Consider the following 18,108-nt stretch of genomic DNA (forward strand, 5'->3'; position numbering starts at 1 on the left):
CGATTAGAATTCAAGGCCGGCTTCTCTGGCAGCATCTGCAAGAGCCTGAACCTTACCGTGATAAAGGAAACCACCTCTGTCAAATACAACAGTCTTAATTCCCTTAGCCATAGCCTTCTCAGCAATTGCCTTACCAACATACTGAGCAGCCTCAATGTTATTTGTAATTTCTAACTTTGCATCCTTATCAAGTGTTGAAGCAGCGCAAAGAGTGTTGCCTGCAACATCATCGATAACCTGTGCATACATGTGCTTGTCAGATCTGAATACAGAAAGACGTGGTCTCTCTGGAGTACCAGATAAACGGTTTCTAAGTCTCTGGTGCTTCTTCTGGCGAAGTTCAGCCTTATTTCTCTTACTTACCATTTCACTTTCCTCCTAATTATTTCTTACCAGTCTTACCAACCTTACGTCTGATAACCTCTGCAGCATACTTGATACCCTTGCCCTTATATGGCTCCGGTCCTCTCTTGCTGCGGATCTCAGCTGCGTACTGACCAACTTTCTCCTTGTCAATACCCTTTACGAAGATTGTGTTTGTACCCTCGAGAACTGTCTCAACGCCCTCAGGATCTTCCATAGTTACAGGATGAGAATAGCCAAGTGTAAGTGTAAGAGTCTTACCCTGCTTAGCTGCTCTGTAACCAACACCGTTGATCTCGAGCTTCTTCTCAAATCCGTTAGTAACACCGTCTACCATGTTCTGGAGAAGTGCTCTTGTAAGTCCGTGAAGGGACTTCTCTTTCTTATTATCATTAGGTCTCTTAACAACAACTTCACCGTTGTTCTGCTCAAGAGTAAGCTCTCTAGCGAATGCCTTCTCAAGAGTTCCCTTAGGTCCCTTAACGGTTACGAGGTTGTTGTCCTTGATCTCAACAGTAACGCCTGCTGGGATAACTACCGGTAATTTTCCGATACGTGACATACTATGTCTCCTCTCTCTTAAATTCTCTGTTATTAAACAGTTTTCAGATGTTTACAGTTACTTGCTTTGATGCTCTTTTATCTGAATGGTCAATTACCATACAAATGCAAGAACTTCTCCGCCAACGCCCTTTGCTCTTGCTTCACGATCGGTCATGATGCCCTGATTTGTAGAAACAATTGCAATACCAAGTCCGCCAAGAACAGATGGCATATTCTCCTTGCCAGCGTATACACGAAGACCTGGCTTGGAAATTCTACGAATGCCGCTGATGATCTTTTCGTTCTTTGTAGCGCCGTACTTAAGAGTTACCTTGATGTCCTTAAACTTACCGCCATCAACCAGCTCATACTTCTTGATGTAACCTTCATTTACAAGGATGTCAGCGATAGCTACTTTCATCTTTGATGATGGGATGGTTACTGTGTCATGCTTTGCAGTATTTGCGTTACGAATTCTTGTAAGCATATCTGCGATTGGATCACTCATACTCATTTTTACGGATATCCTTTCTCAAATAGTATTAAAATAATTTTGTTATATATCCGGAATAAATCCGGACAAAGCAAATGCCACGTCTCCAGGGTGTTCTCACTCGGTCAGTCCATCCTATCATAAAGATATGATGCTTAACCAAATGGTACTGTGTGAACAGTACTTCCTGTGGCGCAACATTTACATTATAACCATTTCTTTCCGGGTTTCAACCCGGTCTGGCGTATCTTTTAGAAATATTTTTGTATTTCTTTGAATACAATCCAGAAATTATCACCTTTGACAACATTTTGGAATTCTCCAAAACATTGCCATCGGCTCTAAATTGAAGTTAAGGACTTACCAAGAAGCCTTCTTAACTCCTGGAATCTCACCCTTGTATGCTAACTCACGGAAGCAGATACGGCAGATGCCATACTTCTTGAGTACACTGTGTGGTCTTCCGCAGATCTTGCATCTTGTGTAAGCTCTTGTTGAGAACTTAGGTGCCTTCTGCTGCTTTAACTTCATTGATAACTTAGCCATATTTCCCTCCGATTACTTTGCGAACGGCATGTTGAAAAGTCTGAGAAGTTCTCTAGCCTCTTCGTCAGTCTTAGCTGTTGTTACGAAGATAACGTCCATACCTCTAACCTTGTCAACCTTATCGAACTCGATCTCAGGGAAAATGAGCTGCTCCTTGAGTCCAAGTGCATAGTTTCCTCTGCCATCAAATGCATTAGGATTTACGCCTCTGAAGTCTCTTACTCGAGGAAGCGCAAGATTGATAAGTCTGTCAGCAAACTCATACATCTTCTCACCACGAAGAGTAACCTTGCATCCGATAGCCTGACCCTCTCTGATCTTGAAGTTTGCGACTGACTTCTTTGCTTTAGTTGTTACAGCGTGCTGTCCTGTAATGATCTCAAGATCACGAACTGCGCTGTCGAGAACCTTGGAATTTTCCTTAGCTTCTCCAACTCCCATGTTGATAACGATCTTATCAAGCTTAGGAATCTCGTTTACATTCTTGTAACCGAACTTCTTAGCCATAGCATCCTTGATCTCGCTATTGTAAAGATCCTTTAATCTAGCCATTTTGAAATTCCTCCTTTCTCTTAGTCGATAACCTTACCAGTTTTCTTAGCAACTCTTACCTTCTTGCCGTCCTTGATCTCGAAGCCAACACGTGTAGGCTGTCCATCAACTACAAGCATAACGTTAGAAGCGTCGATAGCTGCTTCCTTGTGAAGGATACCACCCTGAGGATTTCCCTGAGATGGCTTCTGGTGCTTGGTTACCATATTGCAGCCTTCAACGACTACCTTGTTGGTTGCGGGGTCAAAAGAAAGTACCTTGCCCTGCTTGCCATTGTCCTTACCGGCAATGATCTGTACCATATCGTCTTTCTTAATTCTACGCATCTGGTAACCTCCTTACAGTACTTCCGGAGCGAGTGAAACGATCTTCATGTAACCATGATCACGAAGCTCTCTAGCTACCGGTCCAAAAATACGAGTTCCCTTTGGTGTTCCATCGTCCTTGAGAATAACAGCTGCATTCTCATCGAACTTGATGTAGCTACCATCTTTACGGCGAATGTCGTCTACTGTTCTAACAACAACAGCCTTAACAACATCACCCTTCTTTACCTGTCCGCCAGGGATTGCATCCTTAACAGATGCTACGATTATATCTCCGACTGCAGCATATCTTCTGGTTGAGCCACCCATAACGCGGATGCAAAGGAGTTCTCTTGCACCTGTGTTATCAGCAACTCTAAGTCTTGTTTCCTGCTGAATCATATAATGCTCCTTCCTTGCTCCTGATTACTTAGCCTTCTCGATGATCTCTGTCAGTCTCCATCTCTTGGTCTTTGACAGTGGTCTTGTAGCCATAACCTTAACTGTATCGCCTACACCAGCCTCGTTGTTCTCGTCATGAGCGTAGATCTTAACAGTTCTCTTAACGATCTTTCCGATTACCGGGTGCTTAACGTGATCTTCGATAGCGATAACGATGGTCTTGTCCATCTTTGCACTAACGACCTTACCGGTACGTGTCTTTCTAAGATTTCTCTCCATTGTTGTGCTCTCCTTTCTCACGCTTTAGCTTTCTCTGTGATAACTGTCTGAATACGCGCGATGTTCTTACGAACCTCTGTTATTCTTGCTGTATTATCAAGCTGATTTGTAGCGTTCTGGAATCTCAGGTTAAAGAGTTCCTTCTTGGCTGAAACAAGGTCAGCATTAAGCTGCTCTGTTGACTTTGCCTTTAACTCATCTAAGTAGGTTTTCTTCTTCATTAGTTATCACCGCCTTCCAGTTCGGCCTTGGAAACGATCTTGCAATTGCAAGGAAGCTTGTGTGACGCAAGTCTAAGAGCCTCTCTTGCAGTCTCCTCAGGTACGCCAGCGATTTCGAACATTACTCTACCTGGCTTAACTACTGCTACCCAATATTCTACAGCACCCTTTCCGGAACCCATTCTGACTCCGAGAGGCTTAGCTGTGATTGGCTTGTCAGGGAAGATCTTGATCCAAACCTGACCACCACGCTTAATGTATCTTGTAAGAGCAACTCTGGCTGCCTCGATCTGGTTTGATTTGATCCAGCAAGGCTCAGTAGCGATGATACCATACTCACCATAAGCAATCTTGTTGCCTCTGGTTGCTTTGCCCTTCATGTTTCCACGAATCTGCTTACGATACTTCGTTCTCTTTGGCATTAACATAATTACTTATCGCTCCCTTCCTTGTTTTTCTTGGCAGGAAGAACCTCTCCCTTGTAAACCCAAACCTTAACACCGAGCTTACCATAAGTTGTGTCTGCCTCTGCAAAACCATAGTCGATGTCAGCTCTTAAAGTCTGAAGAGGAATAGTTCCCTCAGAATAGAACTCACGACGAGCGATATCAGCACCGCCGAGACGTCCACCAACTGATGCCTTGATACCAAGAACACCAGACTTCATGGTTCTCTGCATAGCCTGCTTCATAGCTCTTCTGAAAGATACACGGTTCTCAAGTGACTGAGCGATGTTCTCTGCAACAAGCTGAGCATCACGGTCAGGTCTCTTGATCTCCTTGATATCGATGTTTACATTCTTTGATGTAAGCTTCTGAACGTCTTTTCTAACCTTCTCGATCTCTGCGCCGCCCTTACCGATTACGAAACCAGGCTTTGCTGTAAAGATAACTACACGAACCTTGTCGTTTGCAGCTCTCTCGATCTCGATCTTGGAAACACCTGCAGAATAAAGTCTCTTCTTCAGGAATTTTCTGATATTGTAGTCCTCAACAAGTGTATCGCCAAAGTTCTTCTTGTCAGCATACCACTTGGAATCCCAATCTTTAATAACGCCGACTCTTATGCCGTGCGGATTGACTTTCTGTCCCATTTATATGCCTCCTTTTACTTTCTCTCGTCCAAAACTACTGTAATGTGTGAGTTTCTCTTTAAAATTCTGTAAGCTCTGCCCTGTGCTCTTGGATGAATTCTCTTCATTGTAGGAGCTGCACCTGCATAGCACTCAGCAACATAAAGATTGTCTCTGTTCATGTTGTTGTTATTCTCTGCATTGGCTGCTGCAGACTCAAGAAGCTTCTTAACTAATGTAGAAGCATATCTGGGGTTGTACGAAACAATACCGAGTGCTTCTTCGAGATTCTTGCCTCTGATGGCATCAAGAACGAAGCATGCCTTCTGAACTGATACTCTTGCATATGAAAGAGTAGCTGAAGGTCTCTTTACAGTATTTGCATTTCTCTCTCTCTTAATCTGAGATCTATGACCTTTTGACATTGTTAAAATGTCCTCCTTTCAAATATGCGCGAGATTTAAGCTCTCTTCTCGTTACCGCTGTGGCCGTGGAAAGTTCTTGTTACAACGAACTCACCAAGCTTATGACCAACCATGTCCTCTGTTACATATACAGGAACGTGCTTTCTTCCATCATGTACCGCAATCGTGTGACCAACAAAAGATGGGAAGATTGTGGAACGACGAGACCAAGTCTTGATAACTGACTTGTTTCCGGAAGCGTTCATTGCATCAACTGCCTTCTTAAGTGAAGCATCGATGAATGGTCCTTTTTTAATTGAACGTGCCATATTTTTCTCTCCTCCTCAATTATTTGATGGCTCTACCATCGCGTCTTCTGATAATAAGCTTATTAGAAGCCTTCTTCTTGTTACGTGTCTTAAGTCCAAGTGCCGGCTTGCCCCAAGGAGTGCAAGGACCCGGTCTTCCGACTGGAGCTCTTCCTTCTCCACCACCGTGAGGGTGATCGTTAGGGTTCATAACAGAACCACGAACTGTTGGACGCCATCCCATGTGTCTCTTTCTTCCGGCCTTACCGATATTGATGAGGTTGTGATCTCCGTTACCTACAACACCGATTGTTGCACGGCACTCGATAGGAACCATTCTCATCTCGCCTGAAGGAAGTCTGAGTGTTGCATACTTTCCTTCTTTTGCCATAAGCTGAGCAGCGTTTCCTGCTGAACGCACCATACGTGCGCCCTTACCGGGAAGAAGCTCGATAGCGTGTACGTTTGTACCTACAGGGATCTTTGAAAGAGGAAGGCAGTTACCTACTCTTGCCTCAGCATCAGGACCGCTCATAACCTTCATGCCGTCTGTAAGACCGTTAGGAGCAAGGATATATGCCTTTGTTCCATCAGCATAGGCGATAAGAGCGATGTTTGCTGTTCTGTTAGGATCATACTCGATTCCGATTACCTTTGCAGGGATACCATCCTTGCTGTTTCTCTTGAAATCAATGATTCTGTATTTCTGTCTGTTTCCGCCACCCTGATGACGAACAGTGATCTTACCTTGATTGTTTCTGCCGGCATTTTCCTTAACTGTTGAAAGAAGTGATCTCTCAGGAGTCTTCTTTGTGATCTCGGAAAAGTCTGAACCGGTCATGTTTCTTCTCGAAGGTGTATAAGGTTTATATGTCTTTATACCCATGACTTGTTTTCTCCTTTTATAATGTCACGTATAATAGAGAATTTTTCACGTGACTGTGTCTAATTGTTAATCCTTATCAAAGGCCCTTGAAAATCTCGATTTCCTTTGAATCTTCTGTAAGTGTAACGATAGCCTTCTTTGTCTTGGCTGTCTTACCGAACTTGAGGCCTCTTCTCTTTGTCTTGCCGTCAGCGTTCATTGTGTTAACTGCCTTAACCTTTGTTCCTTCGAACATCTTCTCAACGGCTTCCTTAACCTGAGTCTTAGTTACAAGTGGATTAACAAGGAATGTATACTTCTTGGATGCCATCTCGCCCATTGACTTCTCTGTGATAACCGGGCGAAGAATAACGTCATAATACTTAATGTCTGCCATTATGCGTATACCTCCTGAATCTTTTCAACAGCTGCCTTTGTAGCAACTACTGTCTGATACTTAAGAACGTCATAAACATTGAGCTCGTTTACGCCGGCTGTCTTAACGTCCTGGATATTTCTTGCTGAAAGAATAACATTCTTGTCATTTGAATCAAGAAGAACGAATGCCTTGTTTACCTTGAAGGCATCAAGCATAGCCTGGAAGTTCTTTGTCTTAATCTCTGCAAGCTTGATATCGTCAACAATGATAAGCTTGTTCTCAGCTACTGCGTTGGAAAGTGCAGACTTAAGAGCTGCTCTCTTTTCCTTCTTGTTCATTGTTGTTGTATAGTCACGTGGTGTAGGTGCGAATACTACTCCGCCGCCCTTCCACTGCGGTGCTCTGATAGAACCCTGTCTTGCATGTCCTGTGCCCTTCTGTCTCCAAGGCTTTCTTCCGCCTCCTGAAACTTCAGAACGAGTTAATGCTTTCTGTGTGCCCTGACGCTTGTTAGCAAGCTGAGCAACAACTGCGAGGTGAAGAAGGTGCTCGTTAACCTCAACTCCGAAAACGGAATCATTGAGATCCATCTTGCCAACTTCCTTACCCTGCATATCAAATACTGATACGTTAGCCATCTATATGTTCCTCCTTTCTTTCGTCTCAGGCCTTTACTGCTTCTTTAACAGTAATAAGTGCCTTCTTAGGTCCCGGTACAGCTCCCTTGATAAGAAGCAGGTTGTTCTCTGCATCAACCTTAACGATTGTAAGGTTCTGTGTTGTAACCTTTACAGCACCCATGTGTGAAGGCATTGCCTTACCAGGAAGTACTCTTGAAGGTGTTGCAGATGTACCGTTAGAACCCTGGTGACGGTGGAACTTGGAACCGTGACCCATAGGTCCTCTGTGCTGACCATACTTTCTGATAGCTGACTCGAATCCCTTACCCTTTGAAATAGCGGTAACGTCTACCTTGTCACCCTCAGCAAAGATGTCTGCCTTAATCTCATCTTTTACATTGTAGTTCTCAGCATCCTCAAATCTGAACTCTCTGAGGAATCTCTTGCAGGAAACGCCAGCCTTATCGAACTGACCCTTCTGTGGCTTGTTGACAAGCTTCTCTCTCTTGTCCTGGAAGCCTACCTGTACTGCTGCGTAACCGTCATTCTCTACTGTCTTAACCTGTGTTACAACACAAGGACCAGCCTGAAGTACAGTTACTGGAATCAACACGCCATCTTCGTTCCAGATCTGTGTCATTCCTACTTTTGTCGCTAAAATAGCTTTCTTCATTGTTTCTCCTTTCTACAGCGGAGCCCGATGTCTCAGACTCATTCTAGAATCATTACTTGTTCTTCATTTTGATATCAACGTAAACGCCTGCAGGCATCTCGAGTCTCTGAAGAGCATCCATTGTCTTCTGGTTAGGACTGATTACGTCGATAAGTCTCTTGTGAGTTCTCTGCTCGAACTGCTCACGTGAATCCTTGTACTTATGTACAGCACGAAGGATAGTAACAACTTCCTTCTTTGTAGGAAGTGGTACCGGTCCGGAAACCTGTGAACCTGTCTTCTTGCAGTTCTCCACAATCTTTGCAGCTGATTCGTCCACAAGTGTGTGGTCATAAGCCTTGAGTGTGATTCTCATTACTTGACTTGCCATAAAAAAAGTCGCCTCCTATCGGTTATTTGACGATAAGTCGGTGACTGTACATTAACTGCATGCGAAACAATCGTGAGATGAAAGTTTCTCTGCATCAAAATCCATTTGCTGTGTAATGGATTAAATTGTAGTACAGTGACCTGCCGTCAGTTTCTAAACTAGACATTCGCTCCATGAAGTTCTCTTATATGCCTTATACTTGGTTGCCGTATCAGCTCTCAGGCGGAACCCGCAGGTTCACTGGATCTTTTCAGATAATGCTGTACGGATCTTGGCTTTCGTCCATATAAGCAATCTTCATTTCATCGCTATCATGTCACAGCGAATACTAAGATAACACACGCTTTTCTATAATTCAAGCGGTAATTTCGAAAAAATGTATAAAATCCGATACATTTCCACTGAGCCGTGCGTATCTTTATTAATGTACCGCCGGCAGGTTCACACCCTGCCGTGCGTGTCATATATTAACACCGGTGTTCTCTATTTGCAACTATTTTTTTGTTTTCTTTGTTTTTATCTCGTAACATTTATACCCCATCGGTCGGAGCATGAATGGTCAGTCAGTCGGCTAAACTGTCACTTTCAAATCGCGAATATATCAAAAAAGAAACCCGGGATCACAACCGGGTTTCTTCTTAAATATAATGTTTATTTTAATCTATATCATCAATGTCAGGTGAAGTTGCTTCCAATACCGCAAAGCTTCCTTCGATATTTTGCTTAAGGGTTCCGTCTCCGTTAGTTGAAACCTTGTTGCCGTCTGAATCCTTGAGGTTCTTCTTGTTCTTCTGAACAGAACCGCTGGTTGATATTACGTAATCCTTTCCTTCAACGTTGCAGACCATATACTTGCTGTCGGAATCTGCACACTGAAGCTTACCGTTGTAGTAGAGGTAACCGTCCTTTACGCCTGTATATCCTCTTCCGTTTGTCTGTGCATAGAAGGTGATACGGTCGCCATCAGCCTCTGTCATGGAGAATCTTCCGGTCTTTACAGAACAGTCAGACTTGCTTGATCCGCAATAGTAATAGTGAGTAGTGCTGTCATTTTCTGTACATCCGAGCTGCATTCCGTATACCGGATTTCCTTTTTCATTAAACAGATATCTCTTGTTGTTTACTGTACAAACCTGATAAGCATTGCTGTTTCCTGCCGCAACATATCCTGACGGCTTGAAGTAGAAATACTCAACGTCTCCTGTTGCGAGATCCTTATCGAAGGAGCCTGAACCAGATGACTCAAGAGGACCTACTGTTGTGTACCAGGTTCCGGATATCTGCTGTCCCTGCTTGAAGTTTCCGTCTGTCTTTTCAGCAAAGAACATGTAGCCTGCGATCTCAGGTGATGTATCCTTAACCTTGGCCCAGCCAAGCTGCATAACACCATTCTCATCAAAACCGTACTTTATACCGTTTATGGTCTTTACGGTAACATTCTCACCTTCAGCAAAATACTTCTGTGCATTACTTGTGTTAAAGAAGAACCATGCATAGGAGCCTGCGGAAAAATTCGCATTATCCGAATAGTAATATGCGAAATCATCAGGAATAGGAATATACTTCCAGCCTGTCACTGCGGCACCTGAGTTAGGATCACAATAATACTTGTACTCATCGATCCATCCGGTCTGCATAACACCGTTTTCATCGAAATAATACTTATTGCCGTTTACTGTCTGCCAGCCACCCTTACGTAAGGTTCCGTCCTGTGTAGCGTAATACCATATAACAGATCCGCCGTCATTGGCCTTTATCCAAGAATTGGTAACAACATTTCCTGTATCCTGAACATATACCTGATCGCCTTTTGCGTTTGTTGTCCAGCCTGCAGCCATAACATGGATGGCAGAAATCGCGGCCAACACTCCGGTCGTCAATGCAAGTTTTGCAATTTTTCTTCTTAACATATAACACCCTCCTGATGATCCTCCGAAAGCTGTCTCTTTCAGAGTCATCACTCTCAAAAACCTGTCTTCTCCACAAGTTATCTTTTCTTGATTTAATAATAGCTTTCAGGGATATTAATTGCAATTTATATTCCATTAATAATCGGCGTGATTTAATTACGATTATCTTACATCAACAGGTTCCGGGAAGTGCGCATTTACAATAATTATTTCGTATTTCTGACCCACCTGCCTGAGCACCCGCAGGGAAGCACCAGTCCGTTTTCGGTCACCGGAAGTCCTACTTCTTCAGAATGTATCTCTCCGCCGAATTTATTTTTAATGATAACTCCCAGCATATAGCTCATAACCGCAGGCTGAAGTCCGGTGGTGTATGAATTTATAAGGAAGAAAAGGCTCTTGTCGGTAAGAAGCCTGGAAGATAACTCTATAAGCTGATAAACCGCATCCTCTATCTTCCATATCTCGCCCTTAGGTCCTCTTCCGTAGGATGGGGGGTCCATAATGATGGCGTCATATTTATTGCCGCGGCGGATTTCTCTTTCAACGAACTTTGTACAGTCATCAACAAGCCATCTGATGGGGGCCTGTGAGAGTCCCGAGGCATCGGCATTCTCCTTTGCCCACTGAACCATACCCTTTGAGGCATCCACATGGGTAACATGTGCGCCTGCTGCGGCTGCTGCCAATGTTGCTCCCCCTGTGTAGGCAAAGAGATTTAACACCTTTACAGGCTCTTCCGATCCCTGGGCCTTACGTCTGTTGACTTCACCGAGGATCTCATTGGAAAACCAGTCCCAGTTTGCCGCCTGCTCCGGGAAAAGTCCCGTATGCTTGAAGGCAAAGGGCTTTAAGTGGAAGGTTAATGTTCTGCTCTTTTCCGGCAGCTTTTCAAGATTTTCATACACCGGTGCCACCGGTCTGTAGGTTTCTTTATTCTTCTCATCAAAATTTGAAGGGCGCGCTGCGGTTCCTCCCAATACATAGGAGATCTTCCACTGCTTCGGGAGATCAAAGAACTCCCATTCTCCGCCGCCTCTTTCGGAACGATGATAGTGCCCATTCAGCTTCTTCCAGTTCGGATTTTTAAAGGGGGTATGCCAGATTACCTGGGGATCGGGTCTCCGAAGGATATACTTACCCCATCTCTCCAGCTTATCTCCGGAACTTGTATCTATAACTTCATAATCTTTCCAATGATCCGCAATAAACATTATCATCTACCTCCACTGAATATCTTCCATATAAAAGGAGTTTTCCTCCTGAGCATTTTTTTCATCATGTAAGCGGCCGAAACGCAAATGACCGGTGTTACGAGATACATAAGGAGCCTTAAAGCCTGCTCCTCTTTTCTATGGTAACCAGCGTTCATGTACTCTAACATATATATACCGATTCTGGCAATCGGATAATGTATGGCATATAAAAAGAAGCTGTTCTTCATGAAATCCTTTGCCGTGGGAAGCCTGAGTGGCAGTATAAACCAGATTCCATAGCAGAGAAGGAGTCTCCGGACCACATTTATCAGCACCTGTCCGCCCGAAGACAGGATGAGGACAAGCCAATGCTTAGGCCACCGGGATATCAGTACCCCCATCATCTTCGATATCTCACCACCGACATATAAATACTGAAGAATCCCCATTTTATGAAAATCCACCGGTGCTATAACAAACATCTGCATCCCTACTGTGGTGAAAACCTGGGTGAGCCATGAAGCTGTGATCAAACCCAGTCCGCAGATCTTCTTTCCTGTGCTCTGGGTCTCAAAGCTTTCTTTAAACCATCTTGCGGTAAGGGCTCCGAAAAAAAAGTAGTACAGGGCATCTTCATTTATCAATGGGAAGTCCACTCCGTTTACTACCAAAATGGTATATAAAAGCATTGAACCAAAGGTCAGGATTCTGTTTCTTAATAAAATAAAGAACAGTGGTACAAGTACCGTCAGCAATATAAGCTGAAAGACATACCAGAACACCGGATTGCAGCTGTATTCAGCCACAGCTCTGTGGAGCCCTGTCAGACTAAACCTTTCCTTCCCCAGAAGCACATATATTATATAGTAGAAAATATTCCATGCACCGTAGGGTATCACAAGTGACATGAAGCGTTTTTTCCATTTATTTCCTATATCCTTAAGGTCTTTGAGTCCCCTGAAAAACAGATAGCCGGAAACCAGGAAAAATCCCGGTACTGCTGCCTGGCCCACAGCATTGGACAAAAAATTCTCAACATGAGCCGGGATTCCCGTCAGGCCCGAAAGATCAATGTTGTTATAATCTGCCGACTGGATCATGGTGAGGAGTATAGTGTTATCGTCAGCAAAATTTACCGAATGGATAAGCACTACAAGGATACCCATTATGAATGTATATATGTAAACTTTATTAGAAAAGTAGGTTTTTTCCAAGATTTCTCCTCTATTAACGTGCTTTTGGGAGCTTTAATATCTGACATACAGATGCAGATCCAATCGGCTCCTTGTTATAGAAAGCATCACAGTGAATTGTTACAGACCATTCAAATCCGCCTGGCTCCCGGGATTAAAGATAGTTGATAGTACTAAAAAGGGCCGCCCGGGAATGGGCGACCCTTCATTACTACCGTTAAAGTAAACTAACGAATCATCTGATGCAGGAAATATCAATATTAACCATCAGATCAGAGGGGGAGCTCCATCTGCTTATTCACACCTGCACGATGCTCTTTATATGCTGCAACCTTCTGATTGATTCTTGTTGAAGTGTCAAGAATCGTTGATATGGACATATCATGATTGAGGCTGTCAATGATAAGCGCGATATACTTTGCCCTATCTACACTGTGATACCATGGCTTTGTGAGAAGCTCAGGCTGCTGATAAATAAGGTTTGTAGTATAAACACCGTTTAAAGTGCCGCTTGCATAGGCCTGATCAAACTTATTGAAGCCTGAGGTAAAGAGTCCGAAGGTACAGCATGCAAATACACGCTTTGCCTTTCTCTCTTTAAGCTCCTTGGCTGTATCGATCAATGATTCACCGGAGGAGATCATATCATCTATGATGAATACGTCCTTGCCTTCAACATTGGTACCAAGGAACTCGTGGGCAACTATCGGATTACGTCCGTTAACTACCTGTGCGTAATCACGGCGCTTATAGAACATACCCATGTCGATTCCCAGAACATTGGCATAGTAGATAGCTCTGCTCATTCCGCCTTCATCCGGGGAAATGATCATCATATGATCCTTGTCGATATCAAGATCATCTATACTGTTAAGTATGGATTTTATAAACTGGTAAGAGCAGGAAATGTTATCGAAGCTGTCTCTGGGGATAGCATTCATTACTCTTGGATCATGTGCATCGAAGGTCAGGAAGTTCTCAACTCCCATCTCATGGAGCTCCTGGAGCATGATAGCACAATCAAGGGATTCACGTCCGTTACGCTTATGCTGACGTGACTCATACATAAACGGCATGATAACATTGATCCTCTTTGCCTTTCCTGTGGTGGCAGCTATCACTCTCTTGAGATCCGCATAATGATCGTCCGGTGACATATGGTTTACCTGACCGAAAAGACTGTAGGTCTGAGAAAAATTCATAACATCTACCATAAGGTAAAGGTCAACACCTCTGACAGTCTCCAAAACATTGGCTTTCCCCTCTCCTGAGCCAAATCTAGAAACCTTTGACTTAACAATGTAACTATCCTTCTGATATCCGCTGAAAGCAATGGTTTCCTTATGCTCACTCTCACGCTGTCCACGCCATCTTGATAAGTAGCCATCAACAGCCTTTCCAAGTGGCATGATGGAATCAAGCGGCATAAGTGCAAGCGGACCAACAGGAATACGCTCAATAAACTCTGAAGTTCTGGAATCTGGCATTTCTTTTCTCCTCCTAATGAGAACTGTCCCTTAACAAACCTTCAAAAACATGCAAACATTGTTCATATTAACACATGTCTTTAATATATGTCGGCAAATTATGGATTTTTATACATAACCCCACACATAAACATTAGATAAATTACTTCATGTATCAAAAGCTGTCAATACAGTCTTTGGTCATTACCGTACAGCGGGATGATCAAATAGTCGGAAATTATGCGGGAAGATACCCTTTCCGAGTACGAATCCCTTATGGTATTGAGGCTAAGATTGGTAGAAATGATGACAGATTTACGAAAAACCATGCGATGATTTAGTACATAAAACAGTTTTGAAGATGTATAGCTGTTATTTAGTTCTGTACCAAGATCATCTATGACCAGAAGGTCGCAATTGAGGATTGCTTCCTGCATATCCTGCTGCTCCTCATCATCACCCTTCATAGCTTTGGAAAAGCTGTCGAAAAGATCCGTGCTTGTCAGATATATCACTGAATGGAAGCTGTCCATAAGGGCTTTTGCCACACAGTTTATAAGGAAGGTCTTTCCGGTTCCGGTATTTCCCGTAAACATCAGGTTTCCATGGTTTTTATCGAAATCCTCCACCCACTGAAGAAGAAGCTTTCTGTTCTCGGCCATATATTCCCGGTTGGTTTTTCCGTCAGCAAGGATAGGAACTCTGTCGTCATATCTGTTAAGATCGAAATAGTCAAAATTCTGGGTTTTTACTATCTGATCTATATTGGACTGCTGATAGAGATATTTCATCTGCATCTCTATAAAACAGTGACACTTCTTACCGTTTATAAATCCTGTATCCTTACAGTCAGGACAAAAATACTGCATTTCCAGATAGTCTGCCGGGTAACCATTCTTTACAAGCACTTCCTTTTTACGGTTTGACGCATCGCTTATGAGAGATTTCAAAACAGCGATTTTTTCTTTCTGACCGTCTCTCATAAGATGGAAGGTCTTTATAGACTCCGAACGTACAAAATCTTCCAGAGTCTTAAGCTCCGGAAGTTTTTCGTACGCTGTCTTTCGGCGGTTTTCGAGCTTTCTGTTGTTTTCCATCCGCCGATCGTCATAAACCCGCATTATTTTGTTGTACTGTGCATTAGTTAGTGACATTCTTCATCCTGTTTAGTGTTCTTAAGTTTACTATGCTATCGTAATCAATCTCTCGCTGCTCAAGATTGATAAATTTGTTTGATTTTCCGGAAGCTTTTGATGCAGATCCGGATACCTTTTTCTTGTTCTTACCGTCCTCTATGGATTTTACAAGTTCTGTTGCCTGTGTGACCGTAACAACACCCTGCTCATGCCAGTTTATGGCAACTGCCTGCATATACTGATATGTGGTCTTTTTGGCACTTGCACAATACTCTATAAGAAATTCTATAACATCTGAAGACATCTTCAGCTCTTTGTACATAAACTTCAGAGCTCCAACCTGGCGAACGCTCGGCAGTGTAGGAAGCATCTGTCTCGCAAAATATAAGATGCTGTTGAACTCTTCATCAGTCTCTACATCATCAACCGTGCCCTGAAGAGTCTCCATCTTTTCTTCAGCTTCCAAAAAATCTTCCTCGGTTATGGAAGCCTTTTTCGCTTTCTTTCTTCTGACAACTTTATGCTCTGCCTCGTCCTCCCGTTCCTGATCCTGAAGTGATCCTGAAGAACTTTCAAATACGCCCTGCTTTTCCCAATATCTCAACGCACGCTCAATATCCTTATCGGTGAGATTCAGAGCATCTGCAGCCTGCTCCTTTGAGAACTGCTCTCCTCTGTGTCTAAGCATAAACAAATAAACTTTTATGTAATCTCCGTTTGCAGTTCCAAGATACTTATCCAGAAAATCATCCGATATGCATGTTACATGAACTGCAAGATTATCTACTATACTCGTGCCCATCTCATTAACCCCCAAATGTAAATGAAGAGTATTATGGATCTGATAATGCAGCCATCTTCCCTACTGCCCGGCTGCGATCTCACGTTTCTCCCCTTCGGTGAACTGATATTAGCATACTAAAATTAGTGCTTCAATAAGCCTAGTCCACAACTTTATCCACCAAAATTGTCCACATTGGTGTGGATAATGTGCACTACTGAATTGTCAAGTATCCACTTATTTTTTTATTTTGTTTATAACCTCTCTCCAATGTGCAAAATTCGAGGCTTTTCAAATGTCAATCCCCCAAAAAGATGTATTTATTAAATACAATCAGGGTTTATCCACAATTTGGCGGTGGATTTCCATTGATTCGTGTGGAGTAAAAATTATTTTTATTTTCAAAATCGCTTATTTTGACTTCTGAACGGTCATTTTTATATTAAATTTTAAGCATTTTTACTATTTTATAATTGATTTTGATGTAATTATAGTTGATATTAAAAAAGACCCGTGCCGGTACCGGCACAGGTCTTCATTATTATACTATCACTTCTCTATAACAGCACCGGGCAGCTTCAGGAGGTCTTCTCCAACCTCATAGATATTGCCGGCACCCATGGTTATGAGAACATCTCCCTCCTTAACTTTTTCAAGGAGGAATTTCTCAATGTCCTGAAATTCCGGGATGTAATAAACATTGGTGTTCTGCTCAAGCATATGCTTTCTGAGATCATCAGAACTTATGCCTATGGTATTCTTCTCTCTTGCCGCGTAAATGTCAGCAAGCACTATCTCGTCCGCCTGGCTGAGAGCTCCGGCAAAATCATCAAGTAATGCCGCAGTTCTGCTGTAGGTGTGAGGCTGGAAGGCGATCCAGAGTTTTCTGTGAGGATATTTCTTGGCTGCCTCTATGGTTGCCGCTATCTCCTGAGGATGATGAGCATAGTCATCGATTATTGTGAAACCGTTGACTGTTCCCTTTTTCTGGAAGCGGCGGTCTGTACCTGTGAAGCGCTTAAGACCTTTTAAGATCGCATCCATTTCGATACCAAGCTCCCGGCATACCGCAATGGCTGCCATTGAGTTATAGATATTGTGCTCTCCTGTAACTCCAAGCTCCACCTTTGCAATCTCTTCTCCCTTATAGAATAAGGTATAAGTAGGATGAGCAAGCTTGTCATAGCTTATGAAGTTGGCTGTATAGTCGGAACTCTTGTCATGTCCGTAGGTGATGCATTTACACTTGAGTCCCTCGGTAAAATAATCAAAATGCTTAATATCAGAGTTTATAACCAGAAGTCCGTCCTCAGGAAGCTTTTCGGCAAAGAGCCTGAAGCTGTGTCTGATGTCATCTATGTCCTTGAAGAAGTCGAGATGGTCTGCTTCAACATTGAGAATGATCTCAATAGTCGGGAAGAAGGAAAGGAAGGAGTTTGTATACTCACAGGCCTCCACAACGAAGGTATCCTGTCCTCCGACTCTGATGTTGCCGCCTATATCCTTGAGGATGCCGCCTACAGTTACGGTAGGATCCACGTCTGCCTCCAGAAGTATCTCGGTTATCATGGAAGTTGTTGTGGTCTTTCCATGGGTTCCGGAGATGTTGATGGCCTGCTTGTAATTACGCATGAGTTCGCCTAGAAGCTGGGCTCTTGTGAGCATGGGTATCCCTGCCTCTACGGCTGCCGCAAACTCAGGATTATCCGGATGAATGGCAGCTGTATAAACTACAACATCGATATCCTTTGTTATGTTCTCGGCTTTCTGCGGATAATTGACTACAGCGCCTTCTGATACAAGCTTCTTTGTAAGCTCTGATTCCTTGCTGTCAGATCCGGAAATTGTAAAATGCCTTGAAAGCAGAATCTCCGCAAGACCGCTCATGGAGATACCGCCTATTCCTATAAAGTGTACATGTACAGGTTTGTCAAATTTTATCTGATACATTTAAATACCTTCTTATCTAAAGCGTAAGGGGACAATGCCTTTTACGCTGTCATACGTGTCCGATTTAACTCAGAGATTATA

At 43.2% G+C, this 18,108-nt stretch carries 25 protein-coding genes; all 25 read right to left on the reverse strand.

The window, feature by feature from the left end; translation table 11 throughout:
* Nucleotides 1-3: 3 nt before the first annotated feature.
* On the reverse strand, nt 4-366 hold the full coding sequence (gene rplR / locus G625_RS0101445) for a 50S ribosomal protein L18 (protein WP_029199688.1): 363 nt from the start codon (nt 364-366) through the stop codon (nt 4-6).
* Nucleotides 367-382: 16 nt separating this feature from the next.
* A complete protein-coding gene (rplF, locus tag G625_RS0101450; RefSeq protein WP_029199689.1) occupies nt 383-925 on the reverse strand; it encodes a 50S ribosomal protein L6 in 543 nt (180 codons plus the stop codon).
* 93 nt (nt 926-1,018) lie between these two features.
* Nucleotides 1,019-1,420, reverse strand: coding sequence for a 30S ribosomal protein S8 (gene rpsH / locus G625_RS0101455; RefSeq protein WP_029199690.1), 402 nt, complete (start codon nt 1,418-1,420; stop codon nt 1,019-1,021).
* Between the two features lie 339 nt (nt 1,421-1,759).
* Entirely contained in the window at nt 1,760-1,945 is a 186-nt protein-coding gene (locus tag G625_RS0101460) for a type Z 30S ribosomal protein S14 (RefSeq protein ID WP_029199691.1), read from the reverse strand.
* Between the two features lie 12 nt (nt 1,946-1,957).
* Complete coding sequence (rplE, locus tag G625_RS0101465) at nt 1,958-2,497, reverse strand: 50S ribosomal protein L5 (RefSeq protein ID WP_029199692.1); 540 nt, start codon at nt 2,495-2,497, stop codon at nt 1,958-1,960.
* Nucleotides 2,498-2,517: 20 nt separating this feature from the next.
* Complete coding sequence (rplX, locus tag G625_RS0101470; protein WP_029199693.1) at nt 2,518-2,823, reverse strand: 50S ribosomal protein L24; 306 nt, start codon at nt 2,821-2,823, stop codon at nt 2,518-2,520.
* 12 nt (nt 2,824-2,835) lie between these two features.
* On the reverse strand, nt 2,836-3,204 hold the full coding sequence (rplN, locus tag G625_RS0101475) for a 50S ribosomal protein L14 (RefSeq protein WP_029199694.1): 369 nt from the start codon (nt 3,202-3,204) through the stop codon (nt 2,836-2,838).
* A 24-nt stretch (nt 3,205-3,228) separates the two neighbouring features.
* Complete coding sequence (rpsQ, locus tag G625_RS0101480; RefSeq protein ID WP_029199695.1) at nt 3,229-3,483, reverse strand: 30S ribosomal protein S17; 255 nt, start codon at nt 3,481-3,483, stop codon at nt 3,229-3,231.
* 17 nt (nt 3,484-3,500) lie between these two features.
* Complete coding sequence (gene rpmC, locus G625_RS0101485; protein ID WP_029199696.1) at nt 3,501-3,704, reverse strand: 50S ribosomal protein L29; 204 nt, start codon at nt 3,702-3,704, stop codon at nt 3,501-3,503.
* Complete coding sequence (gene rplP / locus G625_RS0101490) at nt 3,704-4,132, reverse strand: 50S ribosomal protein L16 (RefSeq protein WP_029199697.1); 429 nt, start codon at nt 4,130-4,132, stop codon at nt 3,704-3,706. The genes rpmC and rplP overlap by 1 nt, the downstream gene beginning before the upstream one ends.
* A 2-nt stretch (nt 4,133-4,134) precedes the next feature.
* Nucleotides 4,135-4,797 (reverse strand): 30S ribosomal protein S3, encoded by a 663-nt coding sequence (rpsC, locus tag G625_RS0101495; protein ID WP_029199698.1) that lies wholly within the window; start codon nt 4,795-4,797, stop codon nt 4,135-4,137.
* A 14-nt stretch (nt 4,798-4,811) separates the two neighbouring features.
* Nucleotides 4,812-5,201, reverse strand: a complete 390-nt coding sequence (gene rplV, locus G625_RS0101500) for a 50S ribosomal protein L22 (protein ID WP_029199699.1) — start codon at nt 5,199-5,201, stop codon at nt 4,812-4,814.
* Between the two features lie 35 nt (nt 5,202-5,236).
* Nucleotides 5,237-5,509: a 30S ribosomal protein S19 gene (gene rpsS, locus G625_RS0101505; protein WP_029199700.1), complete on the reverse strand. Its 273-nt coding sequence runs from the start codon at nt 5,507-5,509 to the stop codon at nt 5,237-5,239.
* Nucleotides 5,510-5,528: 19 nt separating this feature from the next.
* Complete coding sequence (rplB, locus tag G625_RS0101510) at nt 5,529-6,374, reverse strand: 50S ribosomal protein L2 (RefSeq protein ID WP_029199701.1); 846 nt, start codon at nt 6,372-6,374, stop codon at nt 5,529-5,531.
* A 76-nt stretch (nt 6,375-6,450) separates the two neighbouring features.
* Nucleotides 6,451-6,750, reverse strand: coding sequence for a 50S ribosomal protein L23 (rplW, locus tag G625_RS0101515; protein ID WP_029199702.1), 300 nt, complete (start codon nt 6,748-6,750; stop codon nt 6,451-6,453).
* Nucleotides 6,750-7,370, reverse strand: coding sequence for a 50S ribosomal protein L4 (gene rplD, locus G625_RS0101520; RefSeq protein ID WP_029199703.1), 621 nt, complete (start codon nt 7,368-7,370; stop codon nt 6,750-6,752). The genes rplW and rplD overlap by 1 nt, the downstream gene beginning before the upstream one ends.
* A 25-nt stretch (nt 7,371-7,395) precedes the next feature.
* On the reverse strand, nt 7,396-8,025 hold the full coding sequence (rplC, locus tag G625_RS0101525) for a 50S ribosomal protein L3 (RefSeq protein WP_029199704.1): 630 nt from the start codon (nt 8,023-8,025) through the stop codon (nt 7,396-7,398).
* A gap of 52 nt (nt 8,026-8,077) precedes the next feature.
* Complete coding sequence (rpsJ, locus tag G625_RS0101530; protein ID WP_029199705.1) at nt 8,078-8,395, reverse strand: 30S ribosomal protein S10; 318 nt, start codon at nt 8,393-8,395, stop codon at nt 8,078-8,080.
* Nucleotides 8,396-9,051: 656 nt separating this feature from the next.
* Entirely contained in the window at nt 9,052-10,305 is a 1,254-nt protein-coding gene (locus tag G625_RS0101535) for a hypothetical protein (protein WP_029199706.1), read from the reverse strand.
* A gap of 206 nt (nt 10,306-10,511) precedes the next feature.
* A complete protein-coding gene (locus G625_RS0101540) occupies nt 10,512-11,519 on the reverse strand; it encodes a class I SAM-dependent methyltransferase (RefSeq protein WP_029199707.1) in 1,008 nt (335 codons plus the stop codon).
* 2 nt (nt 11,520-11,521) lie between these two features.
* Entirely contained in the window at nt 11,522-12,715 is a 1,194-nt protein-coding gene (locus G625_RS0101545; RefSeq protein WP_029199708.1) for an acyltransferase family protein, read from the reverse strand.
* Nucleotides 12,716-12,966: 251 nt separating this feature from the next.
* Complete coding sequence (locus G625_RS0101550) at nt 12,967-14,181, reverse strand: ribose-phosphate pyrophosphokinase (RefSeq protein WP_029199709.1); 1,215 nt, start codon at nt 14,179-14,181, stop codon at nt 12,967-12,969.
* Nucleotides 14,182-14,345: 164 nt separating this feature from the next.
* Nucleotides 14,346-15,314 carry an ATP-binding protein gene (locus tag G625_RS0101555; protein WP_029199710.1) on the reverse strand — a complete coding sequence of 323 codons (969 nt, stop codon included), beginning with the start codon at nt 15,312-15,314 and terminating at the stop codon, nt 14,346-14,348.
* Nucleotides 15,301-16,098: a DnaD domain-containing protein gene (locus G625_RS0101560; RefSeq protein WP_029199711.1), complete on the reverse strand. Its 798-nt coding sequence runs from the start codon at nt 16,096-16,098 to the stop codon at nt 15,301-15,303. Before G625_RS0101560 ends, G625_RS0101555 begins: the two co-directional genes overlap by 14 nt.
* A 528-nt stretch (nt 16,099-16,626) precedes the next feature.
* Nucleotides 16,627-18,027, reverse strand: a complete 1,401-nt coding sequence (murC, locus tag G625_RS0101565; RefSeq protein WP_029199712.1) for a UDP-N-acetylmuramate--L-alanine ligase — start codon at nt 18,025-18,027, stop codon at nt 16,627-16,629.
* Nucleotides 18,028-18,108 lie beyond the last annotated feature (81 nt).

Source organism: Oribacterium sp. NK2B42 (genome assembly GCF_000424445.1).
GTDB lineage: Bacteria > Bacillota > Clostridia > Lachnospirales > Lachnospiraceae > Oribacterium.